The 22891-nt window shown below is 73.9% G+C and carries 22 protein-coding genes and 1 pseudogene; 10 read left to right on the plus strand and 13 right to left on the minus strand.

The features are described 5' to 3' along the window. The first annotated feature begins 31 nt into the window (after positions 1 to 31). Complete coding sequence (locus DCW30_RS01485) at positions 32 to 967, plus strand: glycosyl hydrolase family 18 protein (RefSeq protein ID WP_076688526.1); 936 nt, start codon at positions 32 to 34, stop codon at positions 965 to 967. 11 nt (positions 968 to 978) lie between these two features. On the opposite strand, the gene crcB is transcribed toward DCW30_RS01485, so the two are convergent. Then, entirely contained in the window at positions 979 to 1353 is a 375-nt protein-coding gene (crcB, locus tag DCW30_RS01490) for a fluoride efflux transporter CrcB (protein ID WP_076688528.1), read from the minus strand. After that, entirely contained in the window at positions 1350 to 1841 is a 492-nt protein-coding gene (locus DCW30_RS01495) for a fluoride efflux transporter FluC (protein WP_076682826.1), read from the minus strand. The genes crcB and DCW30_RS01495 overlap by 4 nt, the downstream gene beginning before the upstream one ends. A 331-nt stretch (positions 1842 to 2172) precedes the next feature. Between DCW30_RS01495 and DCW30_RS01505 the strand changes: the two are divergent. Continuing rightward, a pseudogene (locus DCW30_RS01505) lies at positions 2173 to 2605 on the plus strand (reductase); the annotation flags it as partial. Positions 2606 to 2672: 67 nt separating this feature from the next. On the opposite strand, the gene DCW30_RS01510 reads toward DCW30_RS01505, so the two are convergent. Next, positions 2673 to 4097 (minus strand): dihydrolipoyl dehydrogenase family protein, encoded by a 1425-nt coding sequence (locus DCW30_RS01510; RefSeq protein ID WP_076682828.1) that lies wholly within the window; start codon positions 4095 to 4097, stop codon positions 2673 to 2675. Between the two features lie 165 nt (positions 4098 to 4262). On the opposite strand from DCW30_RS01510, the gene trxA reads away from it, so the two are divergent. After that, positions 4263 to 4649, plus strand: coding sequence for a thioredoxin (gene trxA / locus DCW30_RS01515; protein ID WP_062772896.1), 387 nt, complete (start codon positions 4263 to 4265; stop codon positions 4647 to 4649). A 32-nt stretch (positions 4650 to 4681) separates the two neighbouring features. Here the strand turns inward: trxA and DCW30_RS01520 are convergent, their stop codons facing one another. Continuing rightward, on the minus strand, positions 4682 to 5716 hold the full coding sequence (locus tag DCW30_RS01520; protein WP_076682830.1) for a LacI family DNA-binding transcriptional regulator: 1035 nt from the start codon (positions 5714 to 5716) through the stop codon (positions 4682 to 4684). 154 nt (positions 5717 to 5870) lie between these two features. Between DCW30_RS01520 and DCW30_RS01525 the strand changes: the two genes are divergently transcribed. The 5 genes from DCW30_RS01525 to egtD all read left to right on the plus strand — a co-directional run bounded on the left by DCW30_RS01525 (position 5871) and on the right by egtD (position 11827). Continuing rightward, on the plus strand, positions 5871 to 7274 hold the full coding sequence (locus tag DCW30_RS01525) for an amidase (RefSeq protein ID WP_076682832.1): 1404 nt from the start codon (positions 5871 to 5873) through the stop codon (positions 7272 to 7274). Positions 7275 to 7444: 170 nt separating this feature from the next. Further along, positions 7445 to 8773, plus strand: coding sequence for an ergothioneine biosynthesis glutamate--cysteine ligase EgtA (gene egtA / locus DCW30_RS01530; RefSeq protein WP_076682834.1), 1329 nt, complete (start codon positions 7445 to 7447; stop codon positions 8771 to 8773). Continuing rightward, positions 8770 to 10113 (plus strand): ergothioneine biosynthesis protein EgtB, encoded by a 1344-nt coding sequence (egtB, locus tag DCW30_RS01535; protein ID WP_076682836.1) that lies wholly within the window; start codon positions 8770 to 8772, stop codon positions 10111 to 10113. The genes egtA and egtB overlap by 4 nt, the downstream gene beginning before the upstream one ends. Continuing rightward, positions 10113 to 10868 carry an ergothioneine biosynthesis protein EgtC gene (gene egtC / locus DCW30_RS01540; RefSeq protein WP_076682838.1) on the plus strand — a complete coding sequence of 252 codons (756 nt, stop codon included), beginning with the start codon at positions 10113 to 10115 and terminating at the stop codon, positions 10866 to 10868. The genes egtB and egtC overlap by 1 nt, the downstream gene beginning before the upstream one ends. After that, entirely contained in the window at positions 10865 to 11827 is a 963-nt protein-coding gene (gene egtD, locus DCW30_RS01545) for an L-histidine N(alpha)-methyltransferase (RefSeq protein ID WP_076682840.1), read from the plus strand. The genes egtC and egtD overlap by 4 nt, the downstream gene beginning before the upstream one ends. Positions 11828 to 11881: 54 nt before the next feature. Here egtD and DCW30_RS01550 read toward each other — a convergent pair whose 3' ends face one another. Next, the gene (locus DCW30_RS01550) at positions 11882 to 13138 is read right to left on the minus strand and encodes an extracellular solute-binding protein (RefSeq protein WP_076688529.1); all 1257 of its coding nucleotides are present in this window, start codon (positions 13136 to 13138) and stop codon (positions 11882 to 11884) included. Between the two features lie 227 nt (positions 13139 to 13365). Here DCW30_RS01550 and DCW30_RS01555 point away from each other — a divergent pair, with 227 nt between their 5' ends. Beyond that, positions 13366 to 13587: a dodecin gene (locus tag DCW30_RS01555; protein ID WP_062772917.1), complete on the plus strand. Its 222-nt coding sequence runs from the start codon at positions 13366 to 13368 to the stop codon at positions 13585 to 13587. A gap of 69 nt (positions 13588 to 13656) precedes the next feature. Beyond that, complete coding sequence (locus DCW30_RS01560; RefSeq protein ID WP_079249881.1) at positions 13657 to 14835, plus strand: MsnO8 family LLM class oxidoreductase; 1179 nt, start codon at positions 13657 to 13659, stop codon at positions 14833 to 14835. Here DCW30_RS01560 and DCW30_RS01565 read toward each other — a convergent pair. The 8 genes from DCW30_RS01565 to DCW30_RS01600 all read right to left on the minus strand — a co-directional run bounded on the left by DCW30_RS01565 (position 14778) and on the right by DCW30_RS01600 (position 22872). Beyond that, positions 14778 to 16028, minus strand: coding sequence for an ABC transporter permease (locus tag DCW30_RS01565; RefSeq protein ID WP_062772923.1), 1251 nt, complete (start codon positions 16026 to 16028; stop codon positions 14778 to 14780). The genes DCW30_RS01560 and DCW30_RS01565 overlap by 58 nt on opposite strands. After that, entirely contained in the window at positions 16025 to 16774 is a 750-nt protein-coding gene (locus tag DCW30_RS01570; RefSeq protein ID WP_237283313.1) for an ABC transporter ATP-binding protein, read from the minus strand. Before DCW30_RS01570 ends, DCW30_RS01565 begins: the two co-directional genes overlap by 4 nt. After that, positions 16771 to 18168, minus strand: coding sequence for a peptidoglycan-binding protein (locus DCW30_RS01575; protein ID WP_232627010.1), 1398 nt, complete (start codon positions 18166 to 18168; stop codon positions 16771 to 16773). Before DCW30_RS01575 ends, DCW30_RS01570 begins: the two co-directional genes overlap by 4 nt. After that, a complete protein-coding gene (locus DCW30_RS01580) occupies positions 18165 to 18764 on the minus strand; it encodes a hypothetical protein (protein WP_076682842.1) in 600 nt (199 codons plus the stop codon). The genes DCW30_RS01575 and DCW30_RS01580 overlap by 4 nt, the downstream gene beginning before the upstream one ends. Positions 18765 to 18970: 206 nt before the next feature. After that, positions 18971 to 19204, minus strand: coding sequence for a ferredoxin (locus DCW30_RS01585; RefSeq protein ID WP_232627009.1), 234 nt, complete (start codon positions 19202 to 19204; stop codon positions 18971 to 18973). A gap of 46 nt (positions 19205 to 19250) precedes the next feature. Then, positions 19251 to 20456: a cytochrome P450 gene (locus tag DCW30_RS01590; RefSeq protein ID WP_076682844.1), complete on the minus strand. Its 1206-nt coding sequence runs from the start codon at positions 20454 to 20456 to the stop codon at positions 19251 to 19253. A gap of 15 nt (positions 20457 to 20471) precedes the next feature. Further along, positions 20472 to 21584, minus strand: a complete 1113-nt coding sequence (locus tag DCW30_RS01595) for a cytochrome P450 (protein WP_076682846.1) — start codon at positions 21582 to 21584, stop codon at positions 20472 to 20474. A gap of 79 nt (positions 21585 to 21663) precedes the next feature. Then, complete coding sequence (locus DCW30_RS01600) at positions 21664 to 22872, minus strand: cytochrome P450 (protein ID WP_076682848.1); 1209 nt, start codon at positions 22870 to 22872, stop codon at positions 21664 to 21666. Between the last annotated feature and the right edge of the window lie 19 nt (positions 22873 to 22891).

The raw sequence follows: 22891 nt of genomic DNA on the forward strand, positions 1-22891 counted from the left end.
GCGGCGACTTCGATCCAGGGGAGAGATGAGCATGAAGAGGCGCAGCGTCCTGCTCGCGGCACTGGCATTCACCGCCACGTCCGGCGGCACGGCCATGGCGGCGAGAAAGCCGGCCGCGGCGGCGAAACGCGTGGTCGTCTATTACCAGACGCAGTACACGAACGGCGCCTACGTGTCGCCGCTCGCGCTCACCGAGCACCGCACCGGCGTGACCGACGTGCTGGTCGCGGCGGTGCACCTCAACGACCTGAACGGCCCGTACGCGCCCGTCCACCTGAACGACGACCCGCCGAGCGCGGCCAAGTTCGACCGGATGTGGCGCGACCTGAAGACACTGCAAGGGCAGGGCGTGCACGTGCTTGCCATGGTCGGCGGCGCCGCGCCGGGCAGCTTCACACGGCTCGACGAGGAATTCGACACGTATTACCCGCTGTTGCGGGACTTCATCCGGCAGTACGGGCTGGACGGCGTCGACCTCGACATCGAGGAAGACATGTCGCTCGCCGGAATCGAGCGTGTCATCAGCGCCCTGCGCGCCGACTTCGGGGCCGGATTCCTCATTACGCTGGCACCGGTCGGCAGCGCGCTCAGCGGCGGCGGAAATCTCTCCGGCTTCGACTACGACGCCCTTTACCGCAGCCGCGGCCGGGACATCGCGTGGTTCAACGCCCAGTTCTACAACGGCTGGGGCCGGATGAACTCGACGTCCAGTTACGACGCCATCATCGCCCGCGGCCTGATACCCGCCGACAAGGTGGTGGCGGGCACGCTGACCTCACCGGCCAACGGCGGCAGCGGCTATGTCGACATGGCGACGCTGAAGAAGACCCTCGGCAGACTCGCCGCGAAGCACCCCGGCTTCGGCGGCGTGGCCGGCTGGGAGTACTTCAACTCGGAGCCGGGCGGCGCCACCGCACCCTGGAAGTGGGCCGCCGAGGTCGCCTCGGCGCTGGCGGTACGCCGCTGAGCGGACCCCGGTCAGGCCCACAGGGCCTCGGCGACGGCCACCCCCACAAAGGCCGCGCCGAGGCCTGCGGCGACGCTGCCGAGCGCGTTGGCCACCGCGGAGAACCGGGCACCGCTCTCGGCCAGCCGCAGCGTCTCGTAGGAGAAGGTCGAATAGGTCGTCAGGGCCCCGCACAGGCCGGTGCCGAGGAACAGCTCCAGGTGCTCGGGGGCGGCCCCGGCGGTGACGGCTCCGGCGAGCACGCCGAGGACCAGGGACCCCACGACGTTGACCGTGAAGGTGCCCCAGGGGAAGAGCGTGCCGAGGCGCGCCTGGACCGCTCGGTCCGTGAGGTGGCGCAGGGGCGCGCCGATCATCGCCCCGGCGACGACGCACAGCCAGTTCATCCGCGCACCGCCGCCGCGATCCGGCGCGTCGTCCGCGCCGCGCCCCACACCGCGAGGAGCGCCACGAGCAGGGTCAGCGCGAGATAGGCGAGGGCGGTGCGGGCGTGGCCGCCGCTGACCAGCCGCTCGATGTCCGCGGTGTACGTCGAGAACGTGGTGAAGCCGCCGAGTACGCCCGTGCCGAAGAACGGCCGCAGCAGGGGGTGCGGTGTCCACACGTCGGTGATCAGGACCATGAAGGCTCCGATGACGGCGCACCCGGCCGCGTTCACCGCGAGCGTCCACCAGGGGAAGGCGTCGGCGGCGGCCGGCCAGAGGAGGGAGGCGCCGTAGCGGGCCGAGGCCCCGAGGGCGCCGCCGACGGCCACCGCCGCGACGGTCCTCCCCTGACCGCGTGTCAGGCTCTGCCGCCGCTCGGCGTCGACGCAGCAGATGTCCGGGTCGACGGGTTCGTCGGCCGCCGCGGGGCGGCCGGTCTCGCTGGGCATGTTCCTCCTACTCGCCCGCGCCCTCCGTCGGGCGCGCTCGTGCGCGAGGAGGGACCGTTGGCGGCATCCTTCGCCGCGGTTCGGGTACGGCGGGCCCCACCGCCGCGCGGCCCGCCCCTGGGGGCCGCCGCTGTCACCAGGCTAACCCGCGGCCGGGCCTCCGGCGTCGCCGGACCCGCGCGGGTCATGCGCCGCCGGATGCCGTGCGGCGGGCGCGGCGACCCTGGGCGGCCACATGGCCGGGTCGAGAAGTCCGAGTACGTAGGCCCTGGCCACCAGGGCGGTGCGGTTCTGGACCCGCAGCCGGCGGCAGAGGCGGGACAGGTGGTAGTTGACGCCGTCGACACCGATCCCGACGGACCGTCTCGCGCTCCTGCGCGCGGACGCCCGGCCGGCGCCCGCGCTCTGCTACGTCGGCTGCGACCATCCCGACGTCGACTTATCTGCACCGCGCCGAGCCGGAGGACGCGGAGCGCGCGGGCGCGGTGTCGCTGCGCCCGGCGTTCTCCAGGGCTCCGGAGGGCGGGCTGCTGTTCGTGCAGCACCGGATCGCGGCCGAGGGCGGCGAGGTCTGGCGCCTGCTCGAAGAGGGCGCTCGGGTCTACGTGTGCGGTGACGGCTCCCGGATGGCGCCGGGCGTGCGGGAGGCCTTCCAGGGGCTGTACGCGAAGGCCACGGGCGGCGACGCCGAGGCCGCCGCGCGGTGGCTGGGGGACCTGGTCGCCGAGGGGCGGTACGTGGAGGACGTCTACGCGAGCAGCTGACCCGCGCACGGGGCGCGGAAAGGGCCGCTCCCCCGGGTCGGGGAGCGGCCCTCCGCGCGGCGGGCGGTCAGCCGCGGTAGGTCTCCAGGAGCCGCAGCCACACCTCGCTGATCGTGGGGTAGGCGGGGACCGCGTGCCACAGGCGGTCGACGGGGATCTCCCCGGCCACCGCCATGGTCGCCGAGTGGATCAGCTCACCCACCCCGGGACCGACGAAGGTGACGCCGAGCAGCACCTCGCGGTCCAGGTCGACGACCATGCGGGCGCGCCCGCGGTAGCCCTCCCCGTACAGGCTCGCGCCCGCGACGCCGGACATGTCGTAGTCGACGGCGCGCACCCGGCGGCCCGCGGCCTCGGCCTCGGCGAGGGTCAGTCCGGCGGAGGCCGCCTCGGGGTCGGTGAAGACGACCTGCGGGACCGCGTCGTGGTCGGCGGTGGCCGCGTGGGCCCCCCAGCGGTCGGTCTCCAGGAGCGGCACGCCCTGGGCGCGGGCGGCGATGGCGGCGCCCGCGACGCGCGCCTGGTACTTGCCCTGGTGGGTGAGGAGCGCCCGGTGGTTGGCGTCGCCCACCGCGTACAGCCACTCACTGCCGCGCACCCGCAGGCTGTCGTCGACGTCGAGCCAGGAGCCGGGCTCCAGGCCGACGGTGTCCAGGCCGATGTCGTCCGTGCGCGGCGCGCGGCCGGTGGCGAACAGGATCTCGTCGGCCTCCAGCGTCGAGCCGTCGTCGAGGGTGGCCCTGACCGTGCCGTTGTCGCGGGTGACGGCGGTGACCGAGACACCGGAGCGGACCTCCGCGCCGGCCTCCGTCAGCGCCTGCCCCACCAGCTCACCGGCGAACGGCTCCATGCGCGGGAGCAGCCCGCCGCCGCGCACCAGCACCGTCACCCGCGACCCGAGCGCCTGCCAGGCCGTGGCCATCTCCACGGCGACGACACCGCCGCCGACCACCAGCAGGCGGCCGGGCACGTGGTCGCTCGCGGTGGCCTCGCGGCTGGTCCACGGCTTGACGTCGGCGAGCCCCGGCAGGTCGGGCAGGGCGGCGCGGGTGCCGGTGCAGACGGCCACCGCGTGGCGGGCCGCGAGGAGCTGCTCGGAGCCGTCCTTGCCGGTCACCGAGACCTTGCGCGCTCCGGCGAGGCGGCCGTGGCCGCGGTACAGGTCGACGCCGACGCCCTCCAGCCAGCCGACCTGCCCGTCGTCCTTCCAGTGCGAGGTGAAGCCGTCGCGGTGGGCGAAGACCGCCGCGGCGTCCAGCGGCCCCTCCACCGCCTGCCGCAGGCCGGGGACGCGGCGCGCGTCGGCGCGGGCGATGACGGGGCGCAGCAGCGCCTTGCTGGGCATGCACGCCCAATAGGAGCATTCACCCCCCACGAGTTCGCTCTCCACGATCGCGGCGCTCAGGCCCGCCGCGCGTGCCCGGTCGGCCACGTTCTCCCCCACGGGCCCCGCTCCGATGACTACTACGTCGTAAGTCCTGGTATCCGTCATGGGGACAGTCTTGCCGCAGGTGTGCGCCGTGGCCACATGGGTAAGCGCGCCGGACATGCCGGTGCGTGCGCGGTTCGCCGCGCACGCGCGACGGGCGGAATACGTTCGCACCATCGGCCGTTACCGACAGCGGCCATGCCTCACACAGGAAGCAGGGACACACCCATGAGCGCGACACTGGAGCTCACCAAGGAGAACTTCGACCAGACGGTCACGGACAACGGATTCGTCCTGATCGACTTCTGGGCCGAGTGGTGCGGACCCTGCAAGCAGTTCGCTCCCGTCTACGAGAAGGCGGCCGAGGCCAACCCCGACCTCGTCTTCGCCAAGGTGGACACGGAGGCCCAGCCCGAGCTGGCCGCGGCGTTCAACATCCAGTCCATCCCGACGCTGATGATCGTGCGCGACCAGGTGGCGGTGTTCGCCCAGCCGGGCGCGCTGCCCGAGGCGGCGCTCACCGACGTCATCGGCCAGGCGCGGAACCTGGACATGGACGAGGTCCGCAGGCAGGTCGCCGAGGAGCAGGCCAAGCAGCAGGAGCAGGGCCAGTAGGTCCGCCGCGCGAGATCCGCGGCCCGGTCCTCTCAGCTGGACTCGCGGTGCACGACGTCCGCCCCGAGCACGTCGTGCACCTCGGGTTCGGTTCCCGGGTCGCGGACCACGCGGTCCACGAGTTCGGCGAGGCCGCGCCCGGAGGGCAGCTCGATGCGGACGGTGCTGAGCCGGGGCCGCAGCAGCCTGCCGAGCATGAGGTCGTCGGAGCCGACGACGGCCGTCTCGTCGGGCACCGCGACGCCTTCGTCCTGGAGCGCCCGCAGCAGCAGCATCGCGTACTCGTCGTTGTACGCGAAGACGCCGTCGAGGCCCAGTGAGCGCCAGCGCGCCGCGAGCCGCGCGGCGGACGCCTCGTCGTAGGCGAGGGGCACCTCCGTGAGGGACGCGCCGGTGATGCGCACGGCACGCAGGGCCTTGCGGAGTCCCTCGACGCGGGGCTCCGAGAAGATCTCCAGGCCGGGTTCCTCGGGGACGATCGCGCCGATCCGGCGTCTGCCGCGGGCCAGCAGGTGCAGGGCCGCGGCCTCCCCCACCCGGCGGCCGTCCATCAGGAGCGCGTGCGCGCCCTCGACGCGCTGCGGTCCGAGGGTGAAGACGGCCTTGGCGCCGGACCGCTTCAGGACCTCCACGCCGCGCGGCCCCAGCGCCGAGGCGTCGGGGGAGAGGACCGCGACGGGCCGCAGCTCGGCCCAGGCGCGGGCCGCGTCCTCGCCGGTCATGCCGAGGCTCGCGTACTGCACGACGGTGTAGTCGAGGCGGCTGAGCGCCCACTGCAGTTCATTGAAGAACTGGCTGAGGAGCGGGCCGAGCGGGGTCTCCGACGTGGGCATGAGGACCATCCGGCTGTGCCCGGCGCGCAGGCTGCGCGCGGCGGCGTGCGGGACGTAGCCCAGTTCCCTCGCGGCGGCGTGGACGCGGCGCCGTGTGGGCTCGCTTATCCGGACGGCGCTGGTGTTGTTGAGGACGTAGCTGACGGTCGCGCGGGAGACCCCCGCCAGACGCGCGACGTCGGCACTGGTCGGCACGGAGCGCCGCGCGGGCTCCTTCTTCGGTATCTGCACCATGACTTCGGCATCTTCGCAGACCGCCGCGAGGGCCCTTCGAGCGGGCGAGCGACGTTCCTCGCGCCGGTTCCGCCGCGAACTTCCCCGGCGTCGTTCCCCGTTGGGCTACTCGCCGGTTAACGTTCGGGCACCCGTCCCGACCCGGAGGTGCCCCGTGACCGCCGACCGTGCCGAAGGGCTCGCGCGCTCCGCCCGCGCGCTGGCCGCGGGAGAGGTGTCGTCGCGGGAGCTGACCGAGCGCGCCCTGGCCAGGATCGAGGCGGCGCGGACCACGCTGAACGCCTTCAAGCGGGTGCGGCCGGACGCCGCGCTCGCCGAGGCGGACGCCGCCGACCGGGAACTGGCGAAAGGCGGTCCCTTCGACGGCCGGCCGCTGCTCGGTGTGCCGCTGGCCGTGAAGGACGACATGGACGTGGCGGGCGAGCCGACCGCGTTCGGCTGCCGGGGCGAGTTCCCGCCGCAGGCCGAGGACTGCGAGGCGGTGCGCAGGCTGGGGGCGGCCGGCGCGGTCGTCGTCGGCAAGACCAACACCTGCGAGCTCGGCCAGTGGCCGTTCACCGAGGGCCCCGGCTTCGGCGACACCCGCAACCCGTGGCACACCGCCCACACGCCCGGCGGCTCCTCGGGCGGCTCGGCGGCGGCGGTCGCCGCGGGCCTCGTGCCCGCCGCCCTCGGCTCCGACGGGGCGGGGTCGGTGCGCATCCCGGCGGCCTGGACGCATCTGGTGGGGATCAAGCCGCAGCGGGGCCGGATCTCGACGTGGCCGTGGGCCGAGGCGTTCCACGGGATCACCGTCAACGGCCCGCTCGCCAGGACCGTCGCGGACGCGGCGCTGCTGCTGGACGCGGCGAGCGGCAACCACCGGGGCGACCCGCACCGGCCGCCCGCCGTGCGCGCGGCCGACGCGGCGACGCGGGACCCGGGGCGGCTGCGGATCGCGCTCTCCCTGCGCATGCCGTTCACGGGGACGCCCAAGCGGCTGCACCCGGCGGTGCGGCGGCGCGTCCTCGCGCTCGCGGACCGCCTCGCCGCGCTCGGGCACGACGTGGCGGAGGCCGACCCGGCCTACGGCCGGATCGGCCTGGCCTTCGTGCCGCGCGCCACGGCGGGCATCGCCGAGTGGGCGCGGCGCGTGCCGGACGCCGCGCTCCTCGACCGGCGCACGCGCGAGGCGGCGCGGACGGGGCGGCTGCTGGGCGGCGCCCCGCTGCGGCTCGCCCGCCGCTCGGAGGCGGCGCTGCACCGCAGGGTGGGCGCCGTCTTCTCGGCGTACGACGTGGTGCTCACGCCGACCACGGCCACGCCCCCGCCGCGCGTCGGCGCCCTGGCGGACCTGAGCGGCTGGCGCACCGACCTGGCGATGATCGCGGCCTGCCCCTACGCCTGGCCGTGGAACGTGCTGGGCTGGCCGGGCGTCAACGTCCCCGCGGGGCTCGTGCCCGGCGGCCTCCCGGTCGGCGCCCAGCTCCTCGGGCCCGCGCACAGCGAACCGCTCCTGATCTCCCTCGCCGCCCAGCTGGAGGCGGACCAGCGGTGGCACGAGCGGTGGCCCGGGTGACCGCTCCCCGCCTGCGGGGACCCCGCCGTTCGTGAACGCGTGGTGAGCCACGCGTGGCGGGCGGCCCAACAGACGCTCCCGGTGCGGAATCGGCCAGGGGGGCACTCTTGTGCGGAGCGGCTGAAGGGTTTTGGGTATATCGAGCACTTCTCGAAGGGAAGGATCTCCGCATGTCCGAGGGAGACTGTACGAAGCACCGTCCGCCGCCCCGCATCAAGGCGGCGGACGCGGTGACCGAGGCCGAGGTGGAGGCGCTGATCCGCGGCATCTGCTTCAAGACGGGCCCGCCCCGCGCCGTCGGCGTGGAGCTGGAATGGCTGGTCCATGAGCCGGGGCAGCCCCATCTGCCCGTCTCCGCCGCCCGCCTCGAAGCGGCCCTGGCCGCACTGCGGGCCCTGCCCCTCACCTCCCCCCTCACCGTCGAACCCGGCGGCCAGCTGGAGCTCAGCTCGCTGCCCGCCGCCTCACTGACGGAGTGCGTGACGGCCGTCCGGGCCGATCTCGAAGCCGTCCGGCGCACCTTGCACTCCCATCGCCTCACCCTCAGCGGTTACGGCGCCGACCCGTGGCGGCCGCCGGTACGGGTGCTGCGCGAGCCCCGCTACGACGCGCTCGAAGCCTCCCTGGACCGCGGCGGCCCCGCCGGGCGGCGCATGATGTGCTCCACGGCGTCCGTGCAGATCTGCCTGGACGCGGGGCACGAGGAACCGGGCCCGCTGGGGTACGCGCGCCGCTGGCGCCTGGCGCATCTGCTCGGGCCCGTCCTGGTCGCCTCGTTCGCCAACTCGCCGCTGTCGGAGGGCCGTCCCACCGGCTGGCGCTCCACGCGGCAGGCCGTGTGGGCGGGCATCGTGCCCGGCAGGTCGGGCGCCCCGCCGCTGGACGGGGAGCCGCGCGAGGCCTGGGCGCGGCACGTCATGGACGCGCCGGTCATGTGCGTCAGGACCACGGAGTCGGACGGGCCGTGGAGCGTCCCGGACGGGCTCTCCTTACGCTCCTGGGTCCGTTCGGCCGAGCCGAGACCCCCGACCCGCGACGATCTCGACTACCACCTGACCACGCTGTTCCCGCCGGTCAGGGCCCGCGGCCACCTGGAGCTGCGCATGGTCGACGCCCAGCCGGGCGAGGACGGCTGGATCGTGCCGCTGGCCGTGACGGCCGCCCTCTTCGACGATCCGGAGGCCGCGGAGACCGCCTACCGGACCGTCAAGCCGCTGGCCGAGCGCGACGGGCCGCCGGGTTCCGGCACCGGGCCGCACAGCCCGCTCTGGCTGGACGCCGCGCGTCACGGGCCCGCCGACGCGGAGCTGCGCGAGGCCGCCGTCACCTGCTTCGCCGCCGCGGGCGACGCGCTGGCCCGGATGGGCGCCGACACGTCCGTGCGGGACGCCGTCGCCACGTACGCCGAGCAGTACGTCGCCCGGGGCCGCTGCCCCGCCGACGACCTGCTCGACGCCTCACTGCCGCACGACGCCACGGGGAAGGACACCCACCGATGACCGGGCCGAGCACCGAACCCGACGTCCTCAAGGAACGCGCGCTCGCCGCCCTCCTGACGGCGCGGCAGCGCACCGCCGCCCTGACCGACTGCGTCGAGGACGGCGAACTGACCGCACAGCACTCACCGCTGATGTCCCCGCTCGTCTGGGACCTCGCGCACATAGGCAACCAGGAGGAGCAGTGGCTGCTGCGCGCGGTCGCGGGCCGCGACGCCATGCGGCCCGAGATCGACTCGTTGTACGACGCCTTCGAGCACCCGCGCGCCGAACGGCCGAGCCTGCCGCTGCTCGCCCCCGGTGAGGCCCGCGGCTACGCGGCCGAGGTGCGCGGGCGCGCCCTGGACGTGCTGGAGGCGACGCCGTTCCGGGGCACCGCGCTCACCGAGGCCGGCTTCGCCTTCGGGATGATCGCGCAGCACGAGCAGCAGCACGACGAGACGATGCTCATCACCCACCAGCTCCGCTCGGGCCCGGCCGTGCTCACCGCCCCCGACCCGCTGCCGGGTCCGCCCTTCACCGGACCGGCGGAAGTCCTCGTCCCCGGCGGCCCGTTCACGATGGGCACGTCCACCGAGCCGTGGGCCCTGGACAACGAACGCCCCGCGCACCGCCGTCTCGTGCCGCCCTTCTTCATCGACACCACGCCGGTGACGAACGCCGCGTACCAGCGTTTCATCGACGACGGCGGCTACGACGAGATCCGCTGGTGGACGCCCGAGGGCTGGGCGATGGTCCGGAAGAACGCGCTGCGCGCGCCGCTCTTCTGGCGCCGGGAGGGCGGGCAGTGGCTGCGGCGCCGCTTCGGGACCACCGAGCCGGTGCCCGCCGACGAACCCGTCCTGCACGTGAGCTGGTACGAGGCGGACGCCTACGCGCGCTGGGCGGGCCGGCGCCTGCCCACCGAGGAGGAGTGGGAGAAGGCCGCACGGCACGACCCGGCGACGGGCCGCTCCCTGCGCTACCCCTGGGGCGACGAGGACCCCACGCCCGAGCGGGCCAACCTGGGCCAGCGCCACCTGCGCCCCGCCCCGGCGGGGAGCTACCCGGCGGGCGCGTCACCGCTCGGCGTGCGCCAGCTCATCGGCGACGTGTGGGAGTGGACGTCCAGCGGCTTCCTGCCCTACCCGGGGTTCGCCGCCTTCCCCTACCGGGAGTACTCCGACGTGTTCTTCGGCGGCGACTACAAGGTGCTGCGCGGCGGCGCGTTCTCGGTGGACGCGGTGGCCTGCCGCGGCACGTTCCGCAACTGGGACCACCCGGTGCGGCGGCAGATCTTCTCCGGCTTCCGCACGGCCCGCGACGCCGGCCCCGCCGAGACCCCGGACCCGGTGGTGGGCTGATGTGCCGCCATCTCGCTTTCCTCGGCCCGCCGCAGCCGCTGGGAAGCCTCATCGTCGCGCCCCCGCACGGCCTGTACCGGCAGTCGTGGGCGCCCCGGCGCCAGCGCCACGGCACCGTCAACGCCGACGGCTTCGGGGTCGGCTGGTACGCCGAAGGCGACCCGGAGCCCGCCCGCTACCGGCGCGCGGGACCGATCTGGGCCGACGGCTCCTTCGCCGACCTCGCCCGGGTCGTACGCTCCGGGGCGCTCCTCGCCGCGGTGCGCGACGCCACCGAGGCGGGCGCGGACGGCGAGGCCGCGGCGGCTCCCTTCGCGGCCGGACGCTGGCTGTTCAGTCACAACGGCGCGGTGACGGGCTGGCCGCGCTCGCTCGCCCCGCTCTCCCGGGGCCTGCCGCCCGACGAACTGCTCTCCATGGAGGCGCGCTGCGACTCCGCGCTGGTGTGGGCCCTCGTCCTCAACCGGCTGCGGCGCGGCGACGACGAGGCGCGGGCGCTGGCCGACACCGTCCGCGAGGTCGCCGCGGCGGCCCCGGGCTCCCGCCTCAACCTCCTGCTCACCGGCGGCGACACGATCGCCGCGACCGCCTGGGGCGACACCCTGTGGTACCTCGCCGAACCAGGACGCCGCACCGTCGTCGCCTCCGAGCCCTACGACGACGACCCCCACTGGCGCGAGGTGCCCGACCGCACCCTGCTCGCCGCGAGCCGCACCGACGTACTGCTGACACCGCTCAAGGAGCCTTCCGCGTGAGCCCGTTCCTGCTGACCCGCACCCTGCCCGAGGACGCCACCGGGGCCGCCCTGCGCGCCGATGTCCTGCACGGCCTGGGCCGCACGCCCAAGACGCTGCCGCCCAAGTGGTTCTACGACGCGCGCGGCAGCGTCCTCTTCGAGGAGATCACCGCCCTGCCCGAGTACTACCCGACGCGCGCCGAGCGCGAGATCCTGGTCGCCAGGGCCGCCGAGATCGCGCGGATCACCGGCGCCCGGACGCTGGTGGAGCTGGGCTCCGGTTCGTCGGAGAAGACCCGCCATCTGATCGACGCCATGGAGACCCTGCACACCTACGTCCCCGTGGACGTCAGCGAGAGCGCGCTGACCGGGGCCGCGAACACCCTGCTCGCCCAGCGGCCCTCGCTCGCCGTGCACGCCCTGATCGCCGACTTCACCCGCGGCCTCGCGCTTCCGGGCACGCCGGGGCCGCGGCTCGTGGCGTTCCTCGGCGGCACGATCGGCAACCTGCTGCCCGCCGAGCGTGCGGCGTTCCTCGCCTCCGTACGCGACCTCCTCTCCCCCGGCGACGCGCTGCTGCTCGGCACGGACCTGGTCAAGGACCCCTCGGTGCTCGTCTCGGCCTACGACGACCGCTCGGGCGTGACGGCCGCGTTCAACAAGAACGTGCTCGCGGTCATGGACCGCGAACTCGGCGCCGACTTCGATCCGGACGCCTTCGAGCACGTCGCCGCCTGGGACGCGGAGAACGAGTGGATCGAGATGCGGCTGCGCTCCACCGTCCACCAGACGGTGAAGATCGCCGCGCTCGACCTGGCCGTCGACTTCGCCGAGGGCGAGGAGCTGCGCACGGAGATCTCGGCCAAGTTCCGGCAGGGGGGCGTGCGCACCGAACTGGCCGCGGCGGGACTCCACCTGGACCACTGGTGGACCGACGACAGGGGCCGCTTCGCCCTGTCGCTGAGCACGGCCGCGTAACGGCGGAGAGCCGCACGGGTTCCGGCCCCGCCCCCCGGCGGGGCCGGACGCGCGTCACATGCTGCCGACGCCGAGCTCCTTGGTGATGCGGTCGGAGGCCTTGCGGGCCTCGGCCGCCGGGTCGCCGCCCATGAGGACCGCGGACATGTAGCCCTTGATGGGGTTGTCGGCCTCGACGGCCGCCCAGCGGGGCGAGTTGGGCGTCGCCCGGCCGTTCGCCGCGCCCGCGGCCATGGCCGCCGCGCCCTCCTGGCCGGAGACGGCCGGGGCCAGCTTCGCCTTGTTCGGCACGTAGTCCATGGTCCGCGCCAGGTCGGTCTGCCACTTCTTGCCCTGGAGCGCCTCGATCACCGCGACCGCGCCCTTGTGGTCGTCGCTGCGCTCGGGCACCACGAAGTCGGAGCCGCCGGTGAACACCGCGCCGGGCTCGTCCGCCTTCTTGCCAGGGACGGGGAAGTAGCCGAGCTTCCCCTTAAGGGCGGGGTTCTTCTCCTCGATGAGCCGCGCCGCTCCGGGCACCGCGATGATCTGGGCGACGTCGCCCTTGGCGAAGACGCCGGCCTGCGGCGGGTGTTCCTCGTCGGCGTCGCGCGGGCCGCGGCCGAGCGCCTGGAGGCGCTGGTAGAAGTCCATGCCCCGCAGGGCCGCGGGCGTGTGCAGGCTGCCGCGCCAGTCGCCGGACGACTCCTTGGTCTCCGTGGCGAGGTCGCCGCCCTCGTCCCAGATGAACCCGGCCAGCGTGTACCAGTCCTGGCCCGCCAGATAGATGCCCTGGTCACCGCCGGTGTTCAGCTTCTGGGTGGCCGCCAGCCACTCCGCGCGGGTGCGGGGCGGGCGGGTGATGCCGGCCTTCGCGAAGAGGTCCTTGTTGTAGATCACCACGCGGTTGGCGGCGTACCAGGGGATGCCGTACTGGGCGCCGTCGTAGCGGCCGGGTTCGGCGAGGCCGGGCAGCCAGTCGTCCATGCCGAAGTCACGCGCGGACTCCAGCGTGAGGTCGTACAGGCCGCCCTGCTCGACGTACTGCGCCACCTGCGTGTTGCCCACCTCGATGACCTCGGGGCCGGCCCCGTCGGAGGACTTGAGCGCCTTCTTGACCTTGGTGGTGATGCCGTTCCACTCCTGGACGCGGATGTCCAGGCTGATGTCGTCGTGCTCCTTCTCGAAGCCCTCGGTGAAGCGCTCGACGAACTCCGGCGACGCGCTGCCCTTCATCAGCCAGACGGTGACGGTCCTGCGGTCCTCGCCCCCGGGCAGCAGCCGGCACCCGCCCAGCAGGACGGTGGAGGAGAGGGCGAGCGCCAAGGGCATGACGGCGCGACGGTGCGGCTTCACGTGGGTCACTTTCTGCCTGCGGACAGGGGAAGGTCGGCCCGACGTGGGGGATGAGCGGATGGCTCGAACGGGTACGGCTGAATCTTGGTATGTACCAAAGAGCCGGTCAAGGGGGGTTCGTCATCTCGCGCGTCGGGACGGGCTGGGGCACGGTGGAGTGACGTACGCCACGACACCACCGCACGGCCGGGAGGAACCCTGACATGTCGGACCACACCTACCGCGTCACCGAGATCTACGGCACCTCGCACGAAGGCGTCGACCAGGCGATCCGCAACGGCATCTCCCGCGCCTCGCAGACCCTGCGCGGCCTGGACTGGTTCGAGGTCACCCAGATCCGCGGCCACATCGAGGACGGCCAGATCCGGCACTACCAGGTGGGCCTCAAGGTCGGCTTCCGCCTGGAGGACGGCGACGGCGCCTGACCTCCGCGCGGACGGCGGCCCCGCAGGGCGGGGCGGTAATCTTGCCGGGCGCCGGGTGTTGAACCTGTCGTGAGCTCAGTGATCGCGGCGACCCGCTTCTCCGTCCTGGACCGCTCGCGCACCCGTGAGGGGCACGAGGGCCCCGAGGCCCTGCGCGACACCGTGCGCCTGGCGCAGGAGATCGAAAGATACGGCTACCACCGGTTCTGGGTCAGCGAGCACCACGGTGTGCCCGGGGTCGCGGGCTCCGCGCCCACGGTCCTCGCGGCGGCCGTCGCCTCGGCCACCCGCATCATCCGGGTCGGCACGGGCGGCGTCATGCTGCCGAACCACCGGCCGCTCGTGGTGGCCGAGCAGTTCGGCGTCCTCGAATCGCTGTTCCCCGGCCGCGTCGACATGGGGCTCGGCCGCTCCGTGGGGTTCACGGACGGGGTGCGCAAGGCGCTCGGGCGCGGCAAGCACGACGCCGAGGACTTCGCGGCGCTCCTCGCCGAGCTGCTGGCCTGGTTCCGCGGGACGTCGGGCACCGGCGTGCGCGCCCGCCCGGCCGAGGGGCTCACCGTCCCGCCGTTCGTCCTCGCCGTGGGCGAGGGAGCCGCCATCGCCGCGGAGGCCGGGCTTCCGCTGGTCATCGGGGACATCAGGAACCGCGAGAAGATGCTGCGCGGCATCGACACCTACCGCCGCTCCTTCCGCCCTTCGCCCTGGAGCGCCGAACCGTACGTCGTCGTCGCGGGCACCGTCGCGGTCGCCGCCGGCGAGGAGGAGGCGCGCCGGCTGCTCATGCCGGAGGCCTGGTCGATGGCGTACTCCCGGACGCACGGCACGTTCCCGCCGCTCCCCACGGCCGAGCGCGTGGAGTCGCTGACGATGACCGACAAGGAGCGCGGGCTGTACGAGGCGGGGCTGCGGGGCCACGTGCACGGCACGGAGGAGCAGGTCGCCGACGTTCTTGAGCGGGTCATCAAGGAGAGCGGCGCCCAGGAGGTCATGGTGACCACCAGCACGCACGACAGGGAGGGCCTGCTCGACTCCTTCCGGCGTCTGGCCCGTGTCGCGGAGCTGCCCGCAGCCCCTGAGACCCCCGAGGGGCCCCGTCCGCGTCGCCCGCCGGAACCGGCCCGGAGCGGCGCGGACGGGCGCGGTGCTCCCGGAGGTCCGGGGGAAGATCCCCCGGGAGCACCGCGGTCTCAGGTGGTGGCCAGCGCCTCGGTCGGGGGCAGCCGCGCCGCCCGCACGGCCGGGTAGAACCCCGCGAGGCCGCCGATCACCAGCGTGGCGCCGACGCCGCCGGCCATGGCCCACACCGGCACGACCGAAGGCCAGCCCTGGTAGGAGGCGTAGCCGCCGGTGACGGCGATGCCGAGCAGGACGCCGCCCAGACCGCCGAGGGCGGAGAGCAGCAGGGCCTCGGCGAGGAACTGGGTGCGGATCTGGCCGCGGGTGGCGCCCAGGGAGCGGCGCAGGCCGATCTCCGAGCGGCGTTCGAGGACCGAGATGACCATGGTGTTGGCCACCCCGACACCCCCGACGAGCAGCGCCACTCCGCCGAGGCCGAGCAGCAGTCCGCTCAGCGCGTCGTCGGTGGCCTCCTTGGCGGCGAGCGCGTCGGAGGGCCGTGAGACGGTGGTCTCGCTGGGGGTCTCCGGGTTGGCGGTGGCGCCGAGGACGGCCTGGACGTCGCCCACGGAGGACTCGTCGGCGCGGGTGTAGATCGTCGTGGGGTAGCCGTCGAAGCCCAGTTCGCTCTTGGCGACGGACCAGCCGACCAGGGCCGACGAGTCCATGGCGGGGACGAGTTGATTGGGCGCGAGCAGGCCGACGACGGTGAACCAGCGCCCGCCGAGCCACACCCGCACGTCCGGTCCCGCCTCGTGCACACCGAGCTGCTCGGCGGCCTTGGGGCCGAGGACGACGGAGGGGTAGCGGCTGTTGGCGGCGTTGAGCCAGCGGCCGTCGACGATCTCCGCGCCGACGGACTCCGGCAGGTCGGTACGGGCGGCGGCGACGCTGAGGCCGCCGGTCTCCTGCTTCGGCGTGCGGTCGTTGCGGTAGACCTTGGCGCTGGTCCTGCCGATGGCGGAGACCGAGTCCACGTGGTCCATGGCGCCGATCATCCCGACCGACTCGGCGGGCAGATGGGCGGCGCCGCCGGTGAAGGACTGGCCGGGCGTGACGGTGAGGAGGTTCGTGCCGAGCGCGGAGAGCCGCCGGTCGAGGTCCTCCGTGGAGGAGGTCGAGATGCCGACCACACCGACCATGGCGGCGATGCCGATGGCGATGCCGAGCGCCGAGAGGAACACCCGCATCGGGCGTGAGCGCAGCCCCGAGCCGCCGACCCGCAGCACGTCGGCGGGACGCATTCGGGCGGGCCGCGGTTTCCGCGGCGGGTCGGCGTCCGCGCGGCGCTCCAGCTCCCGGGGCGCGTTCGTCAGGGTCATCGCGCGGCCTCCTCGGGCACGAGGGATCGGGAGGGCGCGGCACCGGCGCCTGCTGAGTCGTGCTCGATGCGGCCGTCCTTCAGCCGCACCTCGCGGGGCAGCCTGGCGGCGATGTCGCGGTCGTGCGTGATGACGACGACCGTGGTGCCCGCCTCGTGCAGTTCGTTGAGCAGTTCGATCACGATCGCGCCCGAGCGCGAGTCCAGGGCGCCGGTGGGCTCGTCGGCGAGGAGCAGCGGCGGATCGCCGAGCACCGCCCGCGCGATGGCCACGCGCTGCTTCTCGCCGCCGGAGAGCTGGTGCGGCTCGTGGTGGAGCCGGTGGCCGAGGCCCACCCTGCGCAGCGCCTGTTCGGCGAGGCGGCGCCGCTCGGCGCGCGGCCTGCCGCTGTAGAGCAGCCCGTCGGCCACGCTGTCCAGCGCCGGCACGCCGAAGGCCAGGTGGAACTGCTGGAAGACGAAGCCGATGGTGCCGGCCCGCAGCGCGGACAGTTCGCGGTCGCTGAGTCCCGCGACGTCGTGGCCGTCGATGCGCACACGGCCCTCGGAGGGCCGGTCCAGGGTGCCCATGATGTTGAGCATCGTGGACTTGCCCGATCCCGAGGGGCCGACGATGGCGAGGAGTTCGCCGCGCCGGATGACGAGGTCCGCGCCGCGCAGCGCGGCCACGTCGCCGTACGTCTTGGTCACACCGGCCAGTTCGACCACGGGGCGGGTCGTCGGCGGCTCCAAGGGGCGGGAGGTCACTTGGGGACCCCCACGACGGTGCCTTCCTTGATGCCCTTGCCGGAGATCTCGACCCTGCTGTCCGCGAACATGCCGGTCTTGACCGGGCGGAACTCGGTGCCGTCGGCCGTGACGACCTCCACGGCGTAACCGCCGCCCTTCCGCGCCACCAGGGCGTTGACGGGGACCACGAGCACGTCCTTGCGGCTCTCGGCCTTCAGGGTGACGTCGACGGCCGCGGCCTGGTAGCGGCCGAGCCCCTTCTGGTCCTTCACCGTCAGCTCCAGGGGCAGCGTGGGGTCGTCGTCGCCGGACCCGCCGGAGTCCGAGCCGGAATCTCCCGACCCGCTCGCGGATTCGTCGCCCCGGGACGTCGACGGTGTGCCGACGTCCGTCACCTCGGCCCGGACCGTGGTGTCGTCCGGGAGGGTGACCCTGGCCTCGGTGCCCTTCTCGACCAGGTCCTCGAACTGCACGTCCAGATCGACGCCGACGATGCGTTCGGTGCCGGTCCAGGAGAGCAGGCCACCGCTGAGGGCGGCGCCCGGGGAGGTCTTCACGTCCGCGACGCGCCGGGCGGCCGGGGCCACCAGGGCGTCCCCGGTCTCGACGGCGCCGGTCTCCTCGCGGTTCAGGTCGTCCTGCCAGTCCCGCACGGCGGCGGCCGTGGCCGCGTCGTACGTGTCGTCGACGGTGAAGCCGCTGTGGCCGAGGGCGCGGAGGTTCTTCTCCAGCATGCGCACGTCGGCGCCCTCGGTGCCCGGCTGGAGGGTGCGGTAGAGCGGGAAGGAGCCGTACAGGAGCGGTACCCGCTGCTCGTCGACGCGGTAGACGGTGTCGCCGCGCTTGATGACCTCGCCCTCCTCGGGCAGCCAGGTGACGATGCCGTCGCCGCCGGAGGCGCTGCCCTGCCCGTTCTGCCCGGCCTGGCCGCTGTCCGTGTCGGAGCCCGTGCCGGACGAGGACGCGGGCGCCTGGACGGTGGCCGCGTCGCCGTAGCCGAGGTTGCCGTCCACGGTCTCGGAGTCGGTCAGCGTGGTCCGGTCCACCTCGGCCGTGGCGGGCGGCGCGGAGGGCGCGGCGCCCGCGGCGCCCTCGCCGTCCCCGCCGAGGGCGCCGGTGGCGGTGATCCCGGCCGCCGCGACGACGGCCGTCGCGGCGAGGACGATCAGGGAGGTGCGCAGCGGGCGGCGCACGCGGCTGCTCCCGGCGGGCTCCGGGTCCTGGTCCTCGCCGGCAGCGGTGTCGAGGGTCCTGACCGGGCTCTCCTCGGCGGTCTCCGCGACCTCCGGGGCCTCCGCGGCCTTGTCGAGGTCCGTCGCTGCCTTGGTGGCCACCTGGCCGGAGGTGTGGCGTTCCAGGGCCCCGGAGCGCTCGCCCGCCACGGCCGGCGCGTCGGTGCCGTCCGTGGTCACTGGCCACCTCCGGCGGGCCCGAACATGACGCCCCCGCCCGGGTACTTGCTCTGGCAGGTCTGCATGGCCTCGGTGAACTTGGCGTCCTGGGGGTCGACGCCGGCGCCGACGAGGTCGATGTTCATGCTGGAGCCGTTGATGTCGGGGTCGGGGAACTTCGGGACGCCGTTCTCGCGCAGGCACTTCGCCCAGGCGGTGACCTTGGCGGAGTCGAGCTCCTGGCCCCCTCCGCCGCCGCCACCGCCCCCGCCGAGTCCCTGCGGCGCCTTGTCCTTGCAGGCCTCCACGGCCTTCTTGAACCCGTCGGAGTTGGGGTCGGCGCCGCCCTCGGGGGTCAGCTTGACGCCGCCGCTGTCCTCCTCCGGGTCGGGGAAGTCGGGGACCCCGTTGCTCCGCATGCACTTCGAGTAGTCGAGGGCCCGGTCGAAGGCGCTCGACTTGGGGTCCTTCTCCGACGACGCGTTGGACGAGCCGTCGCCCGAGCAGCCCGCGAGGGCTGCCGTGACCAGGGCGGTGGCGGCCAGCAGCGCGGGGGCGACGATCCGCCTGGGTGCGACGCGTCGATGCGCGGTCGCTCGCTTGTGTGTGTAGGACATGGGCCAACTTCTACGCGGTGGGCGGTCACACGGCGGACACAGAGAACGGGGTTCGCACAGTGCGCTCATCGGCTCCGCTCATACGTCCGTTCCGGTGTCCCTTCCGGGTCCGTTCCCGGGTCCGTTCCCGGGTGCGGGCATGCCGGACGGCCACGTGCCGAAAGGGCATGTGGCCGTCGCTTTCCCGGGTGCTGGGCGGTCGCCGTCTAGGCGTCCCGGACCTCCTGGGCGTCGCGCGCGCGCACGGTGATCGCGCCGGTCGGACACCTCGTGACCACGCCGCGCACCGCCTGTGCCGCGTCGGCTCCGGGCTCCGCCGTTCTCAGCAGTACCTTGCCGTCGTCGTCCGACTGGTCGAAGACGTCGGGCAGGTAACTCACGCACAGGCTGGAACCGGCACACCGGTCACGGTCCACCCGGATCTCCATCTCCATCTCCATCCCCCTCTCCTCGTGCTCTCCCTCCCTCTCTGCGCAGGCCTCCCGTTCACCAGGTGACCGGCAGCCGCTCCACCCCGTAGGCGGTCGACCGGGTCCGGAACGGCACCTCGTCGGCGGGCGTCGCGAGGCGCAGGTCCGGGAAGCGCCGCAGGAGTCCGGTGAAGGCGATGCGCAGTTCCATCCGGGCCAGGGCGGCGCCCAGGCAGTGGTGGATGCCGTGCCCGAACGCCACGTGGGGCGGTGGTTCGCGGGTGACGTCGAGCCGGTCGGGATCGTCGGTGAGCGCCGGGTCGCGGTTGGCCAGCGGGATCGAGCAGACGAGGGTGTCGCCCGCTCTGATCCGCTTGCCGCCGAGCGTCATGTCCTCAAGGGCGGTGCGGGGCGTGGGGGCGTGCGGCACGGACAGATAGCGCAGCAGCTCCTCGATGCCCCGGTCGAGGGCCGCGGGGTCGCCGCGGACCAGGGCGAGCTGGGCGGGGTTCTCCAGGAGCGCGAGCGCCCCGAGCCCCAGCATGCCGGAGATGTTGTCCAGGCCGGCGAGCATCAGCAGGACGCAGATGCCGCGCAGTTCCTTGTCGGTGAAGTCCTCGCCGTGGTCGCGGACCAGCATGCCGAGGAACCCCTCGTCGGGGCTTTTGCGCTGCCGGGCCACGAGGGCGGCGAGGTAGCGGGTGAACGCCGTTCCCGCCGCCGCCCGCTCCCCCCGCTCCGCGCCGGTCTCCAGATGGGCGGCGCAGCGGCGCAGGAAGTCGTCGCGGTCGTCGCGCGGCACCCCGATCAGCTCGCACAGCACGGGGCCGGACACGGCCGACGCGAACAGCTCCACGAGGTCGGCCGGGGGCCCGGCGCGTTCCACGGCGTCGAGGCGTTCGGCGACGATGGCCTCGATGCGGGGCGCGAGCCGGCGTATCCGCCGGACGGTGAACTCCGGGGTCAGCATCTTCCGCAGCCGGGTGTGCTCGGGCGGGTCGTAGTCCATGAGCAGCCCGATGCCCTCGTCGGGCCGCCGGGCGGGCCGCCCGCCCGCCGCTGTCCGCGGGCCGAAGCGGCTGGTGGAGAACCGGACGTGGTCGCCGAGGACCTGGCGGACCTCGTCGTGGCCGGTGACCAGCCACAGGGGCCGGTCGCCGGCGCCGGGCGCCAGGCTGACCCGGGAGACGGGGCCGTCCGCCGCCAGGCGGCGCAGTTCGTCGGCCGGGTCGAAGCGGGTGCGGCGGGTGTGCAGCGGGAGGGGCGCTGGTTCGTGCGGCACGGCGGTGTCCCTCCCCTACCAGGTGACCGGGAGCGTCTCCACGGACTTCGCCGTGAAGCGGAGCTCGTCGCGCGGCACCGCGAGCCGCACCTTCGGGAAGCGCCGCAGCAGCCGCGAGATGGCGGCCCGCAGCTCCATGCGGGCCAGTGACGCGCCCAGGCAGTAGTGGAGGCCGTGCCCGAAGGCCATGTGGCCGCTGTTGTCCCGGGTGATGTCCAGGGTGTCCTGCGGTTCTCCGGGCGGCCGGGCCCCGTTGGCCTCGAGGAGGGAGCAGGCCACGAAGTCACCGGCCTTGATCACCTGGTCCCCGATGGCCACGTCCTCCTTGGCGGTGCGGGGTGAGGCGTGCGGGATGATCGTGACGCTGCGGATCACCTCCTCGACCGCGTGGTCGATGAGTTCGGGGCGTTCGACGAGCAGGGCCAGTTGGTCGGGGTTCTCCAGGAGCCCGACGAGGCCGAGGCCCAGGGTGCCGCCGGTGATGGGGATGAGGGAGGCGAGGAGGGTCGCGGCGGTGCCGGTCAGCTCCGCCTCCGTGAGGCTCCTGCCGTGGTCGCGGATGAGGCGGCCGAGCAGGTCGTCACCGGGGTCGCGGCGCTTTTGCCGCATGAGCTTGCCCAGGTAGACGAGGTAGGCGGTGCCCGCCATGTCCCGCTGTTCCCGGTCGGGGTTGTCGAGGCGGTTGTTGTCGAGGTGGCGGGTCAGTTCGGTCTGGTCGTCGCGCGGGATGCCGAGCATCGCGCAGCCGGTCAGGCTCGCGGTCGGCCAGACGAACTGCCCCACGAGGTCGACCGGCTGCCCGGCGCCCTCCAGGGCGTCGAGCCGGTCCTCGACGATGCCCTCGACCAGCGGTTCCAGGGTGCGGACCCGGCGGAGCGTGAACTCCCCGGTGAGCATCTTCCGCAGCCGGGTGTGCTCGGGCGGGTCGTACTGCAGCAGGTTGCCGGGCTGCACCAGCCGGCGCGAGGCCTCGGCGGTCTCGGCGGGCGGCGTGGTGGAGAACCTGGTGTCGCTGAGGATCGCCCGCACCTCGTCGTAGCCGTTGGCGATCCAGGCGCGGTCGGAGGTCCCCGGCACGACGGTCTCGACGAGCGGCGCTTGGTCGGGGGCCTTCAACGACTTGGGCATGGGGGGCCTTCCTCTCCGGTACGGGTCCTGTACGGCGGACTCGGCGATGGCGTGTCCGGGGTGCTGCGCTGCGGGGCGTTCACCAGGCCACCGGCAGTTCGTCCACCCCGTAGTTGGGTGTCCAGGTCCGGAAGCGGATCTCCTCGGGCGGCACCGCGACGCGCAGCTTGGGGAACCGGCGCAGCAGGGCCGGCAGCCCGATCCGCAGCTCCATCCTGGCGAGCGACGCGCCCAGGCAGTGGTGGATGCCGTGCCCGAAGGCCATGTGGCCGCTGTTCTCGCGGGTGATGTCGAGGGTGTCCCTCGGCACCCCCGGGAGCTGGGAGCGGTTGACGGCGAGCAGCGAGCACATCACCAGCTCGCCCGTCTTGATCAGGTGTCCGCCGACGCGCAGGTTCTCGCCCGCGTAGCGCGGGATGGAGTTGGGGACGGACGAGAGGTAGCGGATGAGTTCCTCCACCGCCCGGTCGATGAGTTCGGGCCGGTCCAGGAGGAGGGCGAGCTGGTCGGGGTACTGGAGCAGGGCGAGCGGGGCGAGTGCCAGCATCCCGCCGACGTTCTCGATGCCGGAGCCCATGAGGGTCGCGGCGGTGCCGGTCAGCTCCTCGTCGGTGATGTCCGCGCCGTGGTCGCGGATCAGCATGCTGAGCAGGTCGTCGCCGGGCGTGCGGCGCTTCTGCCGGACGAGCCTGCGCATGTACGTCACGAAGGCGTTGCCCGCGGCGCGCTGCCGCTCCCGCTCGCGGTCGTCGATGCGGTTGCCGAAGTTGGCGACGGCGCGGCTGGCGTTGAAGTTGCGCGCCAGGTCGGCCGCGTCGTCGCGGGGCACGCCGAGCAGGGCGCAGCCGACCAGGCCCGGGATGGGCACCGCGAAGGTGCGGACGAGGTCGCCGGGCTGCCCCGCGCTCTCCAGGGCGTCGAGGCAGTCCTCCGCGATCTCCGCGACGAACGGTTCCAGGCGCCGTATGCGCCGCAGTGTGAACTCGGGCGTCAGCATCTTGCGCAGCCGGGTGTGGTCGGGCGGGTCGTACTGGAGGAGGTTGCCGACCTCGACCTGTCCCCCTCCGCCGAGCTTGGCCTGGGCGGGCGGCAGCATCTTGAACCGGTTGTCGCCGAGGATCGCCCGCACCTCGTCGTAGCCGGTGGCGAGCCAGTGGCGGCCGGAGAACAGCAGTCCCTCGGCCTCCACCTGGACGAGCGGTGTCTCCGCGCTGATCCTCGCCAGTTCGGGCGGTGGTTCGATGCCGTTGCGGCGGATGTGCGCGGCGGTGTTGATCGGCTTCGACATCAGGGGTTCCTCTCGCCGG

The sequence above is a fragment of the Streptomyces alfalfae genome (genome assembly GCF_004127445.1).
In the GTDB taxonomy this organism is placed as follows: Bacteria; Actinomycetota; Actinomycetes; order Streptomycetales; family Streptomycetaceae; genus Streptomyces; species Streptomyces alfalfae.